Source organism: Sphingopyxis sp. HIX (assembly GCF_001468285.1).
Classification (GTDB): Bacteria; Pseudomonadota; Alphaproteobacteria; order Sphingomonadales; family Sphingomonadaceae; genus Sphingopyxis.
Window position 1 is genome coordinate 63,119 of the sequence record NZ_LNSB01000012.1, and the last position, 15,450, is coordinate 78,568.

At 61.9% G+C, this 15,450-nt stretch carries 18 protein-coding genes and 1 pseudogene; 5 read left to right on the forward strand and 14 right to left on the reverse strand.

The window, feature by feature from the left end; all coding sequences use genetic code 11:
- Positions 1 to 7: 7 nt before the first annotated feature.
- From ATE62_RS07835 to ATE62_RS07900, 14 genes and pseudogenes are all read right to left on the reverse strand, one after another.
- On the reverse strand, positions 8 to 289 hold the full coding sequence (locus ATE62_RS07835) for a 2Fe-2S iron-sulfur cluster-binding protein (protein ID WP_058807226.1): 282 nt from the start codon (positions 287 to 289) through the stop codon (positions 8 to 10).
- Positions 286 to 522, reverse strand: a pseudogene (locus ATE62_RS07840) (2-hydroxymuconate tautomerase); the annotation flags it as partial. The gene ATE62_RS07835 and the pseudogene ATE62_RS07840, both read right to left, overlap by 4 nt.
- Positions 498 to 1,268: a 2-keto-4-pentenoate hydratase gene (locus ATE62_RS07845; protein WP_058807224.1), complete on the reverse strand. Its 771-nt coding sequence runs from the start codon at positions 1,266 to 1,268 to the stop codon at positions 498 to 500. The pseudogene ATE62_RS07840 and the gene ATE62_RS07845, both read right to left, overlap by 25 nt.
- Positions 1,265 to 2,308, reverse strand: a complete 1,044-nt coding sequence (gene dmpG / locus ATE62_RS07850; protein WP_058807223.1) for a 4-hydroxy-2-oxovalerate aldolase — start codon at positions 2,306 to 2,308, stop codon at positions 1,265 to 1,267. The genes ATE62_RS07845 and dmpG overlap by 4 nt, the downstream gene beginning before the upstream one ends.
- The gene (locus ATE62_RS07855; RefSeq protein ID WP_058807222.1) at positions 2,305 to 3,240 is read right to left on the reverse strand and encodes an acetaldehyde dehydrogenase (acetylating); all 936 of its coding nucleotides are present in this window, start codon (positions 3,238 to 3,240) and stop codon (positions 2,305 to 2,307) included. Before ATE62_RS07855 ends, dmpG begins: the two co-directional genes overlap by 4 nt.
- 42 nt (positions 3,241 to 3,282) lie before the next feature.
- Positions 3,283 to 4,086 carry a 2-keto-4-pentenoate hydratase gene (locus ATE62_RS07860; RefSeq protein ID WP_058807221.1) on the reverse strand — a complete coding sequence of 268 codons (804 nt, stop codon included), beginning with the start codon at positions 4,084 to 4,086 and terminating at the stop codon, positions 3,283 to 3,285.
- A 2-nt stretch (positions 4,087 to 4,088) separates the two neighbouring features.
- The gene (locus ATE62_RS07865) at positions 4,089 to 5,600 is read right to left on the reverse strand and encodes a 2-hydroxymuconic semialdehyde dehydrogenase (protein WP_082662669.1); all 1,512 of its coding nucleotides are present in this window, start codon (positions 5,598 to 5,600) and stop codon (positions 4,089 to 4,091) included.
- On the reverse strand, positions 5,601 to 6,026 hold the full coding sequence (locus ATE62_RS07870) for a GlcG/HbpS family heme-binding protein (RefSeq protein ID WP_058807220.1): 426 nt from the start codon (positions 6,024 to 6,026) through the stop codon (positions 5,601 to 5,603).
- 10 nt (positions 6,027 to 6,036) lie between these two features.
- Positions 6,037 to 6,960 (reverse strand): catechol 2,3-dioxygenase, encoded by a 924-nt coding sequence (locus tag ATE62_RS07875; RefSeq protein WP_058807219.1) that lies wholly within the window; start codon positions 6,958 to 6,960, stop codon positions 6,037 to 6,039.
- A 19-nt stretch (positions 6,961 to 6,979) separates the two neighbouring features.
- A complete protein-coding gene (locus tag ATE62_RS07880) occupies positions 6,980 to 7,828 on the reverse strand; it encodes an alpha/beta fold hydrolase (RefSeq protein WP_058807218.1) in 849 nt (282 codons plus the stop codon).
- Positions 7,829 to 7,987: 159 nt separating this feature from the next.
- Positions 7,988 to 8,593, reverse strand: coding sequence for a glutathione binding-like protein (locus ATE62_RS07885; RefSeq protein ID WP_058807217.1), 606 nt, complete (start codon positions 8,591 to 8,593; stop codon positions 7,988 to 7,990).
- A gap of 56 nt (positions 8,594 to 8,649) precedes the next feature.
- Positions 8,650 to 9,606: a PdxA family dehydrogenase gene (locus tag ATE62_RS07890; RefSeq protein WP_156420459.1), complete on the reverse strand. Its 957-nt coding sequence runs from the start codon at positions 9,604 to 9,606 to the stop codon at positions 8,650 to 8,652.
- Between the two features lie 49 nt (positions 9,607 to 9,655).
- Positions 9,656 to 10,150: an aromatic-ring-hydroxylating dioxygenase subunit beta gene (locus ATE62_RS07895; RefSeq protein ID WP_058807215.1), complete on the reverse strand. Its 495-nt coding sequence runs from the start codon at positions 10,148 to 10,150 to the stop codon at positions 9,656 to 9,658.
- Entirely contained in the window at positions 10,147 to 11,559 is a 1,413-nt protein-coding gene (locus ATE62_RS07900; RefSeq protein WP_058807214.1) for a Rieske 2Fe-2S domain-containing protein, read from the reverse strand. The genes ATE62_RS07895 and ATE62_RS07900 overlap by 4 nt, the downstream gene beginning before the upstream one ends.
- Positions 11,560 to 11,801: 242 nt before the next feature.
- Here ATE62_RS07900 and bphC point away from each other — a divergent pair, with 242 nt between their 5' ends.
- Genes bphC through ATE62_RS07925 form a run of 5 tightly spaced genes read left to right on the forward strand, consistent with a single transcriptional unit; the run spans position 11,802 to position 15,438 of the window.
- Complete coding sequence (gene bphC / locus ATE62_RS07905; RefSeq protein WP_058807213.1) at positions 11,802 to 12,701, forward strand: biphenyl-2,3-diol 1,2-dioxygenase; 900 nt, start codon at positions 11,802 to 11,804, stop codon at positions 12,699 to 12,701.
- 32 nt (positions 12,702 to 12,733) lie between these two features.
- A complete protein-coding gene (locus tag ATE62_RS22825) occupies positions 12,734 to 13,072 on the forward strand; it encodes a non-heme iron oxygenase ferredoxin subunit (protein WP_228765593.1) in 339 nt (112 codons plus the stop codon).
- Positions 13,047 to 13,565 carry an aromatic-ring-hydroxylating dioxygenase subunit beta gene (locus ATE62_RS07915; protein WP_228765594.1) on the forward strand — a complete coding sequence of 173 codons (519 nt, stop codon included), beginning with the start codon at positions 13,047 to 13,049 and terminating at the stop codon, positions 13,563 to 13,565. The genes ATE62_RS22825 and ATE62_RS07915 overlap by 26 nt, the downstream gene beginning before the upstream one ends.
- Before the next feature lie 14 nt (positions 13,566 to 13,579).
- Positions 13,580 to 14,851 (forward strand): aromatic ring-hydroxylating dioxygenase subunit alpha, encoded by a 1,272-nt coding sequence (locus ATE62_RS07920; protein ID WP_082660143.1) that lies wholly within the window; start codon positions 13,580 to 13,582, stop codon positions 14,849 to 14,851.
- Entirely contained in the window at positions 14,848 to 15,438 is a 591-nt protein-coding gene (locus ATE62_RS07925) for a 2-hydroxychromene-2-carboxylate isomerase (protein ID WP_058807210.1), read from the forward strand. The genes ATE62_RS07920 and ATE62_RS07925 overlap by 4 nt, the downstream gene beginning before the upstream one ends.
- The last annotated feature ends 12 nt before the right edge of the window (positions 15,439 to 15,450 follow it).

Below are 15,450 nucleotides of genomic sequence, written 5' to 3' on the forward strand. Positions count from 1 at the left end.
TCCAGGATTAATCCACGACTTCGATCGTCAGCCGTCCCAGCGGATAGAGGCGGCACGCGAGGGCAATTCCGGCGGCCAGGTCCGAGTCCGACACATGGGCCTTGCTCATCTTGCCGAGGCGATGCGGTCCGCGAAGCACGCGGACCTTGCAGATACCGCATCCGCCTCCGCGGCATCCCACCCCGATGTCGCTTGCTCCGCTCCGTTCCATCGCGACCAGAACGCGCTCGCCGTCCGGGCAGGAGAAAGCGCTCCCGCCGTGAATCTCCACCATATGCGCGAGACTCATGGTCCCGGTCCCAGCTCGCGCGCGCGGCGTGCGGCGATCGACTGACCTGCGACTGCAAAATGCGCGGGCGGTATCTCGCGCAGGATGACCCGCACCGACTCGACAGGGGCCCCGATGGCCGTCACGGCCGCAGCGGTCAGCTCGGCGATGAGCGCCTCCTTCGCCTCGGGCGTCCGCCCCTCGAGCAAGGTGACCTCGATGATCGGCATCAGGCCTGCACCCTGAGCGCTACGGACCCGAGATTTTCGATCGTCGTACGTATTGCTTGACCCCCATGGAGGGCGGGAGCGGCGGTGATGCCGCCCGCGAGAACGATGTCGCCTTCCTCGATGCGTCCGCCGCCTTGCGAAACCATTGCCGCGGCCGCCACAAGGGATCGAAGCGGGTGACCGAGGATCGCGGCGCTCGAACCCACTTCCGTTACCGCGCCGTCGATTTCCAGGATCACCCCGAGATTGGAGAGATCCTGCGAGGGATCGTTCCATCCGCCGATCACGAAGCCCGAGGATGAACTGTTGTCGGCGATCACATCGGGCAAGGCGAACTTGAAGTCTTCATACCGGCTGTCGATCACTTCCATGGCCGGCGCCACCGCCGCCACGGCGGCGAGCGCCTCGACCATCGTGACCCGCCCGGCCAGCGGAGCGCCCATCAGAAACGCGATTTCCGGTTCGATCCGGGGATGGATGAAGTTCGCGAGGGAGAGGCTTCCGCCTTCGTCCAGCATCATCGCGTCGGTGAGCCGACCCCACGCCATCTGGTCTACTCCGACCTGCCGCATTTTCGCACGGCTGGTCAGTCCCATCTTGATGCCGACCAGTCGCTCGCCGCGATCGAGGCGACGATCGATCGATAGCTTCTGGATCGCGTAGGCATCCTCTACCGTGAGGTCGGGACGCGCATGGGTAAGCTGCGGGACGGCCCTGGCGCCGACCGCGGCCTGATCGAGCGTCTCTGCAAAATCTGCCAGCCAGCTCATCGCGTCGCTGCCTGTCCGCTGCGCCCCACAAGATCGAGGGCCACATCGACGATCATGTCCTCCTGGCCGCCGACCATTCGCCGCCGCCCCAGCTCGACAAGTATGGCCCTGGTATCGAGGCCATATTGATCGGCCGCCTTTTCCGCATGGCGGAGGAAGCTCGAGTAAACGCCGGCATAGCCAAGGCTCAGTGTTTCGCGATCCACGCGAACTGGCCGGTCCTGCAGTGGTCGGACCAGGTCTTCTGCGGCATCCATGAGCGCCATCACGTCGCAGCCGTGCTGCCAACCTTTCCGATCGGCGGCCGCGATGAAGACTTCGAGCGGCGCGTTACCAGCACCCGCTCCCATTCCGGCGAGGCTGGCGTCGATCCGTATCGCGCCCGCCTGGGCGGCGGCGATGGAATTCGCGACGCCCAACGAAAGATTGTGGTGAGCGTGCATGCCGCGCTGGGTCTCGGGCTTCAGCACGCGATCATAGGCCTCGAGCCGCGCGCGCACTCCGTCCATGTCGAGCGCGCCCCCGCTGTCGGTAACATATACGCAGTGCGCACCGTAGCTTTCCATGAGAAGGGCCTGCGCAGCGAGCGCGTCAGGCTCGATCATATGGCTCATCATGAGGAAGCCCGAGACATCCATGCCGAGGTCCCTGGCAATCCCGATGTGCTGCTTCGCGACATCGGCTTCGGTGCAGTGGGTTGCGACGCGAACCGACCGAACTCCGATGCTGTGCGCCCGCCTCAGTTCCTCGACCGTTCCTATGCCGGGAACCAGCAACGTCGTGAGAACGGCATTTTTGATCACGTCCGCAGCCGCCTCGATCCATTCCCAGTCGGTATGCGCGCCGAACCCATAGTTGAAGGACGTCCCGTTCAGGCCGTCGCCATGCGATACCTCGATCGCATCGACGCCGGCGTCATCGAGCGCCTTCGCGATCATCCGGACGCTGTCGGTCCCGTACATATGCAGGATCGCATGCATTCCGTCTCTGAGCGTGACATCCTGTATGTAGAGCGGTTGGGTAACGGGATCGAAAGTCATGCCGCCGCGCTCCCCGCATGCTGCACCATCACCTCGGCAGCCGCCTTTGCGGCGGAGGTCATGATGTCGAGATTGCCTGCATATTTGGGCAGATAGTCGCCGGCGCCCTCGACCTCCAGGAAGACGCTTGTCTTCAGCCCTTCGAATTCGCCGTAGCCCGGAATTCTCAGGGGGCGGTTCGACCCGAACCGCTCGAACTGAACATCTTGCTTCAGCCTGTAGCCCGGGACGTAGCGCTGGACCTGCGCCACCATCTCCTCGACCGCACTGCGAACCAGCCCTTCGTCAACGATATCGGTCAGCGTGAACACCGTGTCGCGCATGATCATCGGCGGTTCGGCAGGGTTCAGAATGATGATCGCCCGCCCCTTCGCGGCACCCCCGACAACCTCCAGGCCCTTCGCCGTCGTCCGTGTAAACTCGTCGATGTTGGCCCGCGTGCCCGGCCCGGCGGACCGCGACGAAACCGAGGCGACGATCTCCGCATAATGAACCGGGGCCACGCGCGATACCGCCGCGACGATCGGGATTGTCGCCTGCCCGCCGCAAGTCACCATATTGATATTGCGCGCGCCCGAGGAAACGGAGGCATTGACGGGCGGCACCGTGAACGGCCCCAGCGCGGCCGGGGTGAGATCGACGACGAGCTTGCCGTCCTCCGCCAGCGCTTTCGCGTGCTCGATATGCGCATAGGCGGAGGTTGCGTCGAACACGAGGCCAATTTCGCCATATTCGTCGAGCGCCTGAAGGCCGGCCATACCTTCATGCGTCGTCGTTACGCCGCGCTCCCTTGCCATCGCCAAGCCTTCTGACGCCGGGTCGATACCGATCATCGCGGAGAGTTCCAGCTCACTGGAGCCCTTGAGAATCTTGATCATGAGATCGGTACCGATGTTCCCGGACCCGATTATCGCGCATTTGGTCTTTTGCATGTCATTCTTCCCTTCGGAACTTCCGCAACGGCTCGCGACGTCTCAGCCGGCGAAAGCCGCCTTGACGCTACCGAGCCCGTTGATTCTCGCTTCGATCACATCGCCGGCCGCCGCTGCCGCCATGGGACCGAGCGCGCCGGACAGGAGGACATCGCCCGCGACGAGCGGTCGGCCCTCTCTCGCCATTACCTGCGCAAGCCAGAGCGAGGCGCTGATCGGACTGCCGAGGCAGGCTATCCCGGCTCCGACCGAAATCGGCTCCCCGCGGCACTCCATCACCATGCCGCAGGTCCTGAGGTCCAGGCCCTCGAGCTTGCGAGGCACCGCACCGAGGACGAAGAGGCCGCTCGACGCATTGTCCGCAACGGTGTCCCAGATTCTGATGTCCCAGTTGGCGATGCGGCTATCGACGATCTCGATGGCCGGCACGACATATTCGATGGCGCGTATCAGTTCCGCAGTCGTGAGGTCCGGATAGGGGAGATCGCGCCCGATGATGATCGCGACTTCCGCCTCGACTTTTGGCTGGATGACCCGATCGAGGGCTACCGGCTCTCCTTCGGGCACATCCATGTCAGCGAAAAGCATCCCGTAGTCGGGCTGATCGACGCCAAGCTGTGCTTGAACGGCACGGGAGGTAAGGCCGATCTTTCGGCCCACGAGCCGCCGACCCGATTCAAGCGCATTCTTGGTATTGGCCTCCTGGATCGCGTAGGCGGCCGCCACCCCGCCATCGGAAATCCGATCGCGGAGAGGGCGCACCGGAGTCCGCGTTTCTGCCGCGACTCTGAGTTCGGCCGCGATCTGTTCGATGATCTGCTGGTCGAGTTGTTCCTGATCGGGCATGGTCAAACTTTCACGCAGATATTTTCGAGTTCGGTATAGAATTCGAGGCTGTGCTGCCCGCCTTCCCGGCCGATCCCGGATTGGCCCGCTCCACCGAACGCCGTCCGCAGATCACGTAAGAACCAGCAGTTCACCCAGCAAATGCCGACCGACATGGCGGCCGCGACGCGGTGCGCGCGAGACAGGTTCTGGGTCCAGATCGTCGCACACAGGCCATAGCTGGTGTCATTTGCGAGAGCGACGGCTTCGTCTTCGCTGTCGAACGGGATCACACCGCAGCATGGTCCGAATATTTCCTCGCGCATAACGGCCGCGTCGTGGGGCAGCCCCGTCCAAATTGTCGGCTCGATCCAGAAGCCCCCGGACGCGGCCGGATCGACTTGCGGTATACCGCCCCCCGTGATCAACGTGGCCCCTTCCGCCAGCGCCCGCTCGTAATAGCCGAGCACCTTTTGGCGATGCTCTTCGCTGATCAAGGGACCGACATATTGGGGATCATTGACGTCGCCCGGCCTGAGCGCCTGGGCAGCGGCGGCGAGCCTCGCTACAAACGGCTCGAATATGGAGCGCTCGACGTAGATGCGCTCCGTCCCGAGGCAGACCTGCCCGGTGTTGAGAAACGCCGCTCGCGACACCCCTTCGACCGCCTTGTCCAGATCGGCATCGGCAAAAATCACCGCAGGATTCTTACCGCCCAGTTCGAAGCTGATATCGCGAACCCCCACGGCCGCCTGCTTCATGATCGCCTCGCCCGTACCGGTCTCCCCCGTGAAGGTGATGGCATCGACACCTGGATGGGAGGTCAGGAACTCCCCGGCCGCATCCGGGCCGAACCCGTGTACAACATTGTACACGCCCGCAGGCATACCCACCGCGTCCATCACCTCGCCCAGCAGCGCGGCGGTCCGGGGCGTCTCCTCCGAAGGTTTGACGACCACCGTGTTACCGCAAGCAAGCGCCGGTCCTACCTTCCAGGTCATGAGCAAAAGCGGAAAGTTCCATGGGCAAACGACGGCCACGACGCCTTTCGGCTTGCGGACGGAATAATTGAGCGCGCCCGCCCCGTCGGGGGTCGGGGTGGAGAATGCCTCGGTGGGAAGGGTCGAGACGACGTCCGCGAACATCCGGAAATTCGACGCGCCCCGCGGAATGTCGATATGCGAAGCGACGTGACGCGGCTTGCCGGTATCGGCGACCTCGGCGGCCAGAAAGTCCTCCGCCCTGCGCTCGATCTCGTCGGCGACCGCGGCAATGAGCCGGACGCGTTCAGCCGTCGTCATCTTGCCCCAGGGACCGGTCAGTGCGCGCCGGGCTGCCCCGACAGCGCGATCGACATCCGCTCGCGTCGCCTCGTGGACGCGCCCCGTTTCGAGGCCGCTTGCAGGATCGATGTTGGCAAAGGTGGCGCCTGCGCTGCCCTCTTCGAAACGGCCATCGATATAATTTAGAATATGGCGTGCAATCTCCAATCCGCCTGCCGCGTCCGTAGCCTCGAGCCGCCTTGCCTGTTCCATTTAAAACTCCCTCGCGCCGATCGCAGCAGCAGCCGCATTGGCGCAGGCGACGTCGACTTCCTCGCTGCCGCCCGAAACGCCAATTCCCCCAACACATTCTCCGTCGAAGACGACCGGGACGCCTCCCCCGAACATCACGACACGGGGCTGGTGCGCGATACCTTCGCAAAGCGCAGCCGATCCCGACACCAGATCGTAAACTTCGGCAGTAGGAACCTTGAAACTTGAAGCGGTGAACGCCTTGTCCTGCGCAATCTTCTCGGAGTGGAACGGTGCCGCGCCTCCCCGCAGGAACGCGACCAACTCACCGGAAGCCCCGACGACCGCGGCGACTACCGGCGTACCGTTCGCGGCGCCGTGTCCGACAGCTGCCGCAACGGCCTGCACGGCAGCTTGATGCGTTATGGTTCGATAGTTCTCAACCATGGCGGCGGTGTCATGTATTGACCGTCATGAACCGGTCGTTCAGCGCCTTCTCATAGTAGAAGATCGCCTTGCCGGCCTGATCGACTCCCCATGTCCTTCGCGGATTGTCCGGATAATAATCGTAGCCGCCGGAGAAGGTTTCGTTCCGGTTGCCGGACGGATCGAAGAAGTAGATGGTCTGGCCGCGCGTGATCCCGTGTCGAGTCGGACCGATGTCGAGAGAGATGTCATACCGGCTGATGATATCCGCCGCATTGCCGACATCGTTCCACGATTCCAGACGGAACGAGGTGTGGTGAATTTTCGCGTCCTCGGGACCGGCAAGAAAGGCGATATCATGCGCCTTGTTGCTACAGCTCAGGAATATGCCAAGGCGCGCGCCGCTCTCCTCGTCAACCAGTTCCTCGGTGACGGAGAAATCCAGAGCATCCACGAAGATGCGCGCCGAACCGGCAACATCGATGCCATTGAGCGCGGAGTGATCATAACGCATCGCCCGCATGCCCCGCGGTTCGCTGCGCCAGACGTCCGGATTTTTCACCGGCGGACCATCCGCCGAAAGCTCCATTTCGGCATAGAGGTCGAAAATGTGACCCGTCGGAACTGCAAACCGCAGCTTGCGACCGACGCCCGGGTCCTCACCCGCCCCGATCCAGTCGGTAGCGACGCCGCCAGCTGCGAGGCGCTCCGCGAAATGATCCAGATCCTTCTCGCTGCACACCTTGAAGCCTATCCTGTCGAGGCCGGGCATGTCGGCTTCGCGCAAGATGATGCTGTGGCGATCAAATTCGTCGAAGCCGCGAAAGAACGCGCGGTCGCCTGACCGCCCGACCAACTCCAACCCGATGCGATCGCGATAATGGAGGGTCGCCTCGTCGAGATCGAGGACGCGCATCTGGACATAGCCCGGACGCATGACGCCTGTAACTGCCATTATGACTCTCCCAGAGTTTTTACCATTTCAGCCCATGTTTGAAGAACTCGGACACTGCCCGATTGAAGCTGGCCATGCGCTCGATCTGAACCCAATGGCCGCATTCGCCGAAGAAGCGGACGTCCGAATGTTCGATGAGGTTGCCGAGGCGCAGGGAAACTTCCTGCGGGATCACCTGGTCTGCCTTGCCGTGAAGAATGAGGACCTCGTGCGGCAACGCCGCGATATCTTCCTCGCGGCTCGCCAGCATATTGATCCCCGCCTGCCGATCCGGCCCCCCGAACGTGGCGCGATATGGCTCGTGTGCGCCGGGCCGAATGCTGGCCTGATATCTGGAATCGATCAGGTCGTCGGTCAGGCGGCTTTGATCCCAAGCGAGCATCTTGAGCGATGCGTGCATCGCCTCGCGCGAAGGCTCGTAACCCCAGACGAAGTCGAGAGCCGGCGTCAGCGGGAACTCGAGCCCGGCGGCGCCCATAAGAACCGCCCGATGCACCCGGTCGGGATGTGCGATCATGAAGGCGAGCGTGACGCCGCCGCCGAAAGAATTGCCGACCATCGAGACCCGTTCGAGACCGAGCTCATCCAGCAGGCGCACCAACTGGTCCGTCCACACCCGCTTGTCGGTGATCGCGCCAATGGAATCGCTGTAACCGAAGCCCAGCATGTCGGGCGCGATGACCCGGAACTCTTCGGCGAACACCGGCATATTGAGCCGCCAGTTTGCCCACGACGTCACGCCGGGCCCCGACCCGTGAACGAGCAAGATGGGATCGCCCGACCCGATATCGTGATAATTTGTGGTCACTCCGTCGAACGTCGTCGACTTGCCGATTTCCGGGCGATCCTGGATCGTTTCGGAGGTCATGCCTCAACCTCCATCGCATGGAAACACGTGCAAATGGCATTGGTCGCTTCGAGCATCCTCACCCTCCGTTCCGTCCGTTGAATATCGGCCGTCTGTAATGAAATTGTTGCACCATGAGAAACGCGTTTGCAACAGGTAAATGGGAACATGCCGCCGAATTCACAGAAGTCCCTCGGCCCGAAGAGCTTCGCTCACGCCATTTTCGGCGGCAATGCGCTCCCGGAAGCGACTGAGCGAAGGGAAAGCGGCCAGTTCGATGCCGCAGAGCGGGGCCCATCCCAAGATGCAAAAGAGATAGGCGTCGGCCACTGTGAAGGCCTGTCCGAAGCAATAGCTTCTCTCGTGGAGACAGGCCTCCAGCGCTTCGAGATGGCGCAGCACTTCGGCTCGTGCCGCGGCCTTGGCAGCTTGCGGAGCCCCCTTTGAAAAAAGGGGCACGAAGCTCTTGTGAATCTCCGAAGAGATGAAACCGAGTAGGTCCGTGAACAAATATCTTTCGAAGGATCCTGCGGGCGGCGCAAGTCCTGACCCGGGCGCGAGATCGGCGACATAAAGCAGGATAGCCAGAGTCTCGGTGAGAACCTCTCCCGAGGCGAGGCGGAGCGCGGGTATTTTTCCGGACCGCTTGATATCGCGGAAATCCAGCCCGTCTTCCGTGAGGCGCGTGGCCATATCGACTCTCGTCAGGGAGAAGGCCTCGCCGGTGCGCGCGAGCGCGATGTGAGGGGCCAAGGAACAGAGCCCGGGCGCGTAGAATAGCTGCATTCGTAACTCCGCGACTTCGAGGGCGGATCAAGTCCGGTGGCGGCCAGCCAGCCGGGTCAGTTGTCGATTCCGGAGAAGCCTTTCCCCGCTGCCAGGACACCGCAGGTCCGCATTGCGCTCAGCATCATCGCGGGATCTGCCTTCCCGGTTCCCACGATGTCGTAGGCCGTACCGTGCGCGACCGACATGTGGAGATAGGGTGGCCCCATCATGATGACGCAATTCCCGGAAAAGCCCCACGTCTTCACGGCAATATGGCCCTGGTCGTGAAACATCGCGAGCACCAGATCGTAACGACCCTCTATGCACTGGCGAAACACTGTATCCGGAGCCGACGGCCCTTCGACGTTGATCCCGCGCTGCCGCGCGCGCGCAACGCCCGGGGCGATGGCACGCACCTCCTCCTCGCCGGTCGCGTGCGGATTGAGCCCTGCCACGACGATGCGAGGATCGCTGACACCCCAGCTTCGCATTGCCGCGTCGATTTGCTGCAGGGCTCCATCGATAAGGTCGGGTGTGATGAGATCGCAGACTGTGCGGATCGACATATGGTCCGTCAGGTGGGCAACGCGCAACGGCCCGGTGAGCAAAAGCAGGTAGCTTTCGCCCGGGGTCGGGCTGATGACCATATCGAGCTTGCCGGCCAGCTTGAGCGAGCCGGTGCTGATCGGCCCCATTACCGTCCCGGCAAAATGTCCGTCGCGGGCCAGCGCGTCGAGCTCGGCGAGCCACTGAGCGGTTGCCAGGCCAGACGCGAGGGTATCTTCGGCAAAAGGGAGATCGGCCGCATCAAGTGCACCGGTGTCGAGGACGTCGATGATCGCGGGATCGTCGCTCGGCGCGTCGAACGAGCGCAAGACCCGGACGCGCGCCGCGACGCCCGTCGCTTCCAGCGCGCGTTCGATGGACGCCGCCGAGCCGACCAGCATGGGTATCGAAACCTCGTGCACCCGCCCCGTCGCCCACGCACGCACGACCACCTCGGGACCGATACCGGCGGGTTCGCCGACCATCGTCCCGATACAGGGCCTGCCACCTGTCCCGGACGTCACCGCCGCTGCCTCAGATGCTGTAGACATCGAGCATCGTCTGCGCCATGTCGTTGACTACAATGGTATATTTGCGCCGAATGACAAATGTGTCGCCTTGGGGTTCAAGGTCGTAAACGGCCGAGCCGCAATATACCGTCGGCCGATCCTCCAGCACCGACGTTGCCGACCAGTTGGTCCTCGCCTGAATGGCATCGTCGATTTGCTCGACAGAAAGCAGGCTGAACAGGTGAGATGTTCGCGGTGCCGGCGAGCTCGCTGACGATCGTCCCGTCCTGATCCTGTAGACGCGGTCCTCGAGGCCCGCGCGAGTTGGGTAGTAAATCAGCGAGATCTCGCGTTCGGGGTCTTCGGTCAGTCGGCCGCTGTCGTCCCAGGCCGGAACCCAATATTCGGCCTCGGGGTGATAGAGGTCCAGCCAGCTGTCCCAATCCTTGGCGTCCAAAGCTGCAGCTTCGCGGCCAAGGAAGCGCTGGATCGCCACCCATTGTGCAACCTCGCTGCTCATTTTGCCATCTCCGGAACCGTGGTCGCGCGCTCCGTCTCCTCGCGCTCGATCGCGGTATGCATCCGCGAGACCCACTCGTCGTGGATAGCCACATAGAGACCCTCATCCGCCACGGCGGTGCCGCTCATGATGGCATCGACACCGAGCGCGTCGCCGTGACTGCTGACTCCGCGCACCCACCTCGTCGCGCCGCGCGACATATCGTTCGCCCGCCCTGCGCCGCCGCCGAATCCGACTTGGCAATTGTTGAACTCGGTGAGATCGTCGGGCGTTGCCATTCCGCTGGCGTTGAAAAAATCCTCATATTGGCGAATGCGCAAGGCACGGGCGCGGTCGCTTTCACCGACCGGAGCGATGCAATAGGTCGTCACCTCGGTCTCATCGACCGAGATCGGCCGAATGATGCGAATCTGCGTGCTGGTCTGATCCATCAGGAACACATTGGGGAACAGCTCAAGATTTCGGATTCTGCCGTTCATCCATGTGGCGCGCTCCTCGCCCCGCTCGCGCTGCAGCCACTCCAGTATTTCGAAATTGGGACGATCCTGGAAATTCGCATAGTCATTCCAGAGCACGCAGTGCCCGTTGTCGAACGAAAATGACCCCCCCTCGAGCTGGTTCCAGCGACCGAAATCAAAGGCCCTTGTCTCGTTCTTCGAGGTTCCGTCGACGCGGCGGGCTACTGTCATGAAGTAGTTCGCGTGCACCGTCCCGATATGGTAGCCGTCAAGACCGTTTTCGACCTGCAGCTTCCAGTTGCCGCGGTAGCGGTAGCGCGTTGCGCCGGGCAGAACCTCGAGATTCCCCTCAATGGACTGGTCGACCATCAGATCGATGAAGGTCTTCGCCCCGGCAAGATAGTCTTCGAGCGATACCACGTCCGGGTCGAGACTCGCAAAGACGAAACCCCGGTAGGTTTCAAGCCGCGCGACATGTTCGAGACCATAATCTTCGCGCTTGAATCCGGGCGCGTAGCCTCCTCCGGCCTCGTCGGTGACGTCGAGCAGCCGACCGGCCGGGTCGTAGGTCCAACCGTGGAAGGGGCAGGTAAAGTTACGGCGACTGCCGCTCTTCTCCCGGCAGACACGTGCGCCGCGATGCGCGCAGGCGTTGATCATGCAGTGCAGGTTGCCCGACCTGTCGCGGGAAAGGATCACGGGCTGCCGGCCGATGAAGGTTGTCAGGAAGTCGTTCGGCTTGGCCACCTGGCTCTCGTGCGCGAGGAAAACCCAGTTTCGCTCGAAAATATACTTCATCTCGAGCGCGAAGACCTCGGCATCCGTAAAGGCGGCCCGATCGATTTGAAACCGGCCGCTCGCCTCGTCCTTGACGAGCCATGCATCAATACGCGCGCGCAGTGACTCAAGGTCGGTTGTTCCGGCCGAAGCCTCTCTCCCAGGTTGCGACATCCCTCTCTCCATGTTCGCCGGCCGTTCGTCGGCGGGCCCGTTACGCTTCGGGAAGATCGGAAAGGCGCGAACGCTGCGCTCAAGCCGATTTCGCCCTAACGATCACCATAGCAGCTATGCCATAATGTGCAATGGGTTGCACTCAGAACAAAGTTGCACTATCGGAACCACGTTGCACCATAAGAGATGCATCGGGGCGAATCGCCCCTCAAATGAGAAAAAATGCTGTGGGAGTGCGGAAAATGACGGGCGTGACCGAGCTTGGCTATCTGGGACTGTCGGTATCCGACCTTGACGCCTGGAAGCGATTCGCCAGCGGCATCGCGGGCATGGAATATGTCGACGAGGGCGAGGACGGTCGCGCCTATTTGAGAATGGACAAATGGCATCATCGAATCGCCCTGCACCGGGACGGCGGCGACGACCTCGCCTATCTGGGGTGGCGGGTGGCCGGACCGCGCGAGTTCGACGACCTTGTCGAAAAGCTGGTCTCGCAGAATATCGAGGTTGATGTATCGACCGAAGCCGAGGCCCTCGATCGCCATGTTCTCGGGCTTGCCAAGCTGAAGGACCCAGGCGGCAATCCGACCGAGATTTTCTACGGTCCGCAAGTCGACAATCATCGTCCTTTCCACCCGGGCCGCCCGATGTTCGGAAAGTTCGTCACCGGGCCGGAAGGCGTAGGTCACTGCATTCTACGACAGGATGACGTTCCCGCTGCGGTCCGCTTCTACGAATTGCTCGGCTTGAGGGGGTCGGTCGAGTATCGACTCACCCTTCCGAACGGCATGGTTGCCACACCTTATTTCATGCATTGCAACGACCGGCAACATTCGGTCGCCTTCGGGCTCGGACCGATGGAGAAGCGCATCAACCACCTGATGCTCGAATATACCGAGCTCGACGACCTCGGCCTTGCTCACGACATGGTGCGCGAGCAGAAAATCGACGTGGCTCTCCAACTCGGCAAGCATGCCAACGACGAAGCGCTTACCTTTTATTGTGCCAACCCGTCGGGATGGCTGTGGGAATTCGGCTGGGGAGCAAAGAAGGCCGGACCCCAACAGGAACATTATCTGCGCGACCTCTTCGGCCACGGCAACGAGGCCGAGGGTTACGGCATGGATATCCCGCTCGGCTGATTTGGCGCCGATCAATCAAGGGCATCTAACAAATGGAAATGGTTGCGATGGAGAGAATTCGCCTGTGCCGAATAGAAGAACCGAAGGACGGCGAACCCGTCGCGATAGCTCCCGGCGCCTATCCGCCTCTTGCCGTCTATAATGTAGACGGCGACTATTTTGTCACCGACAATACTTGCACTCACGGAAGCGCTCTCCTGACCGACGGATATCAGGACGGCGCGACGATCGAATGCCCTTATCATGGCGGCGCATTCGATATTCCGAGCGGGGCCGCGACGACCTATCCTTGCCAGATTGCCCTGAAGACCTACCCGGTGACTCTGGAAGATGGGTGGATCACCATTGATCCGCCCCGCAGTGAAGCCTGAGCCGGTGGACCTCACGACCCTCCCTCGGGCAGAATTGATGCGCGAAGTCACCGACCTCGTTGCCCTCCATGCCGAATTGATCGACGACGACCGTTTGGAGGAGTGGCCGGACCTCTTCACCGAGGAATGCCTATATTCGGTCATACCCCGCGAAAATGCAGACCGCGGCCTGCCCGTCGCAACCATCTTCTGCGACAGCAGGGGCATGCTCGTCGATCGCGTCGTCTCGTTGCGCAGGGCGAACATTTTTCCCGTCCATAACTATCGTCACATCATCAGCACCAGCCGTATCCATGGCGTTACGCCGGAGGCTGTCACGGCACACACCAACTATGTTGTACTGCAGACCCGAAATATAGGTCAGTCATTCGTTTACAACACCGGGAAGTATGTCGACGAAATAGTTTACAGTTCAGGAAGATTTCTTTTTCGTTCGAAGAAAGCGATCTTCGATACGGACCTTGTGGACACTCTGATGGTTCGACCCATCTAGGACTGAGGTAAGACATGCTCAACAATCACGGCGCGGCCGACGCATCGGCAACAGCGAGCGAGCACGATCGCATCGGGTGCCGGGTTCCCTACTCGGTCTTCACTGACGAGGCGTATTACAAGGCGGAGCAAGAGCGTCTCTTTCGCGGCCCCACCTGGAATTTCGTCGCCTTGGAAGCCGAGGTGCCGGAACCGGGCGACTACAAGGCGACGTTCATCGGCGACACGCCCGTCGTCGTCACGCGCGACAAGGATGGCGGCCTGCATGTCGTGCTCAACAGGTGCGCGCATCGCGGCGCCATGGTTTGCCGTGAGCGCCGCGGCAACGCGCCGCACCTCGAATGTGTCTACCACCAGTGGGCCTACGATCTGAACGGGGATCTCATCGGTGTTCCCTTTCGCCGCGGTATCAAGGGCCAGGGCGGAATGCCCGCTGACTTCGCACTCAAGGATCACGGCCTGGTCAAGCTGCGGGTGGAGTCCCTAAACGGGCTGGTCTTCGCCACATTCTCCGAAGAGGTCGAGCCACTGCGCGACTATCTCGGCCCGCTCATCACGGAGCATGTCGAACGGATTATGTGTCGCCCCGTCAAGATTTTGGGGAATCAGCGCCAGTTCATTCACGGCAACTGGAAACTGTACGCCGAGAATACGCGCGACCCCTATCATGCGAGCCTGCTTCACCTGTTTCACAATACATTCGGTCTTTATCGCTCGACCCAGACAGGCAAGTGCGTGATGGACGAGAACAAGCGGCATTCGCTCCTGTTTTCGATGGCAGGAAGCAACGACGCCGAGCGCGACAGCCAAGTCTACCAGGAATCGCGCAGCTTCGACACGAGCTTCACGCTCAAGGACCCCTCGCTGCTGGCGGGGCGCAGCGAGTTCCCGGATGGGATTACGCTCGTCATCCTGGCACTCTATCCGAACCTCATCCTCCAGCAGATATCGAATACGCTCGCGGTGCGCCAGATTGTCACGCGCGGGCCGGACTCGTTCGAACTCGTGTGGACCCAGTTCGGCTACGCCGACGACGACCCGGAAATGGATGCCATCCGGCTGAAGCAGTCCAATCTGATCGGTCCCGCCGGGGTTATCTCGATGGAGGACGGCGAGGCGGTAGAAATCGTCCAGCAGGCGGTCACACCCGATCGCGGTGCGAAGTCGTACATCGCAATGGGCGGCGGCGGCGCGGACGATGCCGATCATCTGGTGACCGAAGGGGCCATTATCGGCTTCTGGCAAAACTATCGGAAGATGGTCGGCTTCGAAGAGGCCCTCCCATGACATCCGTCATCGATTTCTACTTCGATTTCATCAGCCCGTTCAGCTACCTTGCTCACGTGCGGCTACCCGCAATGGCGCGCGCGCATGGCCGGACCCTCGCCTATCATCCGATCGACATACCCGAAGCCAAGATTGCGGCAGGCAACTACGGCCCGTCCAACCGTGAAGTTCCGGCCAAGATCAAGGTTCTGATGGCCGATCTTGGACGCTGGGCGGACCGATATGAGGTTCCCCTCGCCTTTCCCGCAAGCTTCGAGTGCTCCGAATGGAACATCGCTGCCATATACGCGGCGCAGTGCGGCGCTGCCGAGGCGTTCGTCGCCGACGGGTATCGCAGGATCTGGGGGATCGGCATCGACCCCCGCGACGACCAGGAACTGCGCGCAGCATCATCGACGGCGGGGCTCGATCCGGACGAAGTGACGGCCTTCGTCACGTCCGGGGAGGGCGCGCTCCGCTACCGCGAGGCGCGATCGAAAGCTTATGCGCGCGGCGTGTTCGGCGCGCCGATGATGTTCGTCGATGACCAGATTTTCTGGGGCAACGACCGCCTGGATTTTCTCGAAGGATATTTGCGTCTGAACTGAGCAGAATAATCA

What these genes read in the sequence shown, in the direction of transcription:
- ATE62_RS07835 (WP_058807226.1), bottom strand. Translation starts at nt 289, where the DNA reads ATGAGTCTCGCGCATATGGTGGAGATTCACGGCGGGAGCGCTTTCTCC.
- ATE62_RS07845 (WP_058807224.1), bottom strand. Translation starts at nt 1,268, where the DNA reads ATGAGCTGGCTGGCAGATTTTGCAGAGACGCTCGATCAGGCCGCGGTC.
- dmpG (WP_058807223.1), bottom strand. Translation starts at nt 2,308, where the DNA reads ATGACTTTCGATCCCGTTACCCAACCGCTCTACATACAGGATGTCACG.
- ATE62_RS07855 (WP_058807222.1), bottom strand. Translation starts at nt 3,240, where the DNA reads ATGCAAAAGACCAAATGCGCGATAATCGGGTCCGGGAACATCGGTACC.
- ATE62_RS07860 (WP_058807221.1), bottom strand. Translation starts at nt 4,086, where the DNA reads ATGCCCGATCAGGAACAACTCGACCAGCAGATCATCGAACAGATCGCG.
- ATE62_RS07865 (WP_082662669.1), bottom strand. Translation starts at nt 5,600, where the DNA reads ATGGAACAGGCAAGGCGGCTCGAGGCTACGGACGCGGCAGGCGGATTG.
- ATE62_RS07870 (WP_058807220.1), bottom strand. Translation starts at nt 6,026, where the DNA reads ATGGTTGAGAACTATCGAACCATAACGCATCAAGCTGCCGTGCAGGCC.
- ATE62_RS07875 (WP_058807219.1), bottom strand. Translation starts at nt 6,960, where the DNA reads ATGGCAGTTACAGGCGTCATGCGTCCGGGCTATGTCCAGATGCGCGTC.
- ATE62_RS07880 (WP_058807218.1), bottom strand. Translation starts at nt 7,828, where the DNA reads ATGACCTCCGAAACGATCCAGGATCGCCCGGAAATCGGCAAGTCGACG.
- ATE62_RS07885 (WP_058807217.1), bottom strand. Translation starts at nt 8,593, where the DNA reads ATGCAGCTATTCTACGCGCCCGGGCTCTGTTCCTTGGCCCCTCACATC.
- ATE62_RS07890 (WP_156420459.1), bottom strand. Translation starts at nt 9,606, where the DNA reads ATGGTCGGCGAACCCGCCGGTATCGGTCCCGAGGTGGTCGTGCGTGCG.
- ATE62_RS07895 (WP_058807215.1), bottom strand. Translation starts at nt 10,150, where the DNA reads ATGAGCAGCGAGGTTGCACAATGGGTGGCGATCCAGCGCTTCCTTGGC.
- ATE62_RS07900 (WP_058807214.1), bottom strand. Translation starts at nt 11,559, where the DNA reads ATGTCGCAACCTGGGAGAGAGGCTTCGGCCGGAACAACCGACCTTGAG.
- bphC (WP_058807213.1), top strand. Translation starts at nt 11,802, where the DNA reads ATGACGGGCGTGACCGAGCTTGGCTATCTGGGACTGTCGGTATCCGAC.
- ATE62_RS22825 (WP_228765593.1), top strand. Translation starts at nt 12,734, where the DNA reads ATGGAAATGGTTGCGATGGAGAGAATTCGCCTGTGCCGAATAGAAGAA.
- ATE62_RS07920 (WP_082660143.1), top strand. Translation starts at nt 13,580, where the DNA reads ATGCTCAACAATCACGGCGCGGCCGACGCATCGGCAACAGCGAGCGAG.
- ATE62_RS07925 (WP_058807210.1), top strand. Translation starts at nt 14,848, where the DNA reads ATGACATCCGTCATCGATTTCTACTTCGATTTCATCAGCCCGTTCAGC.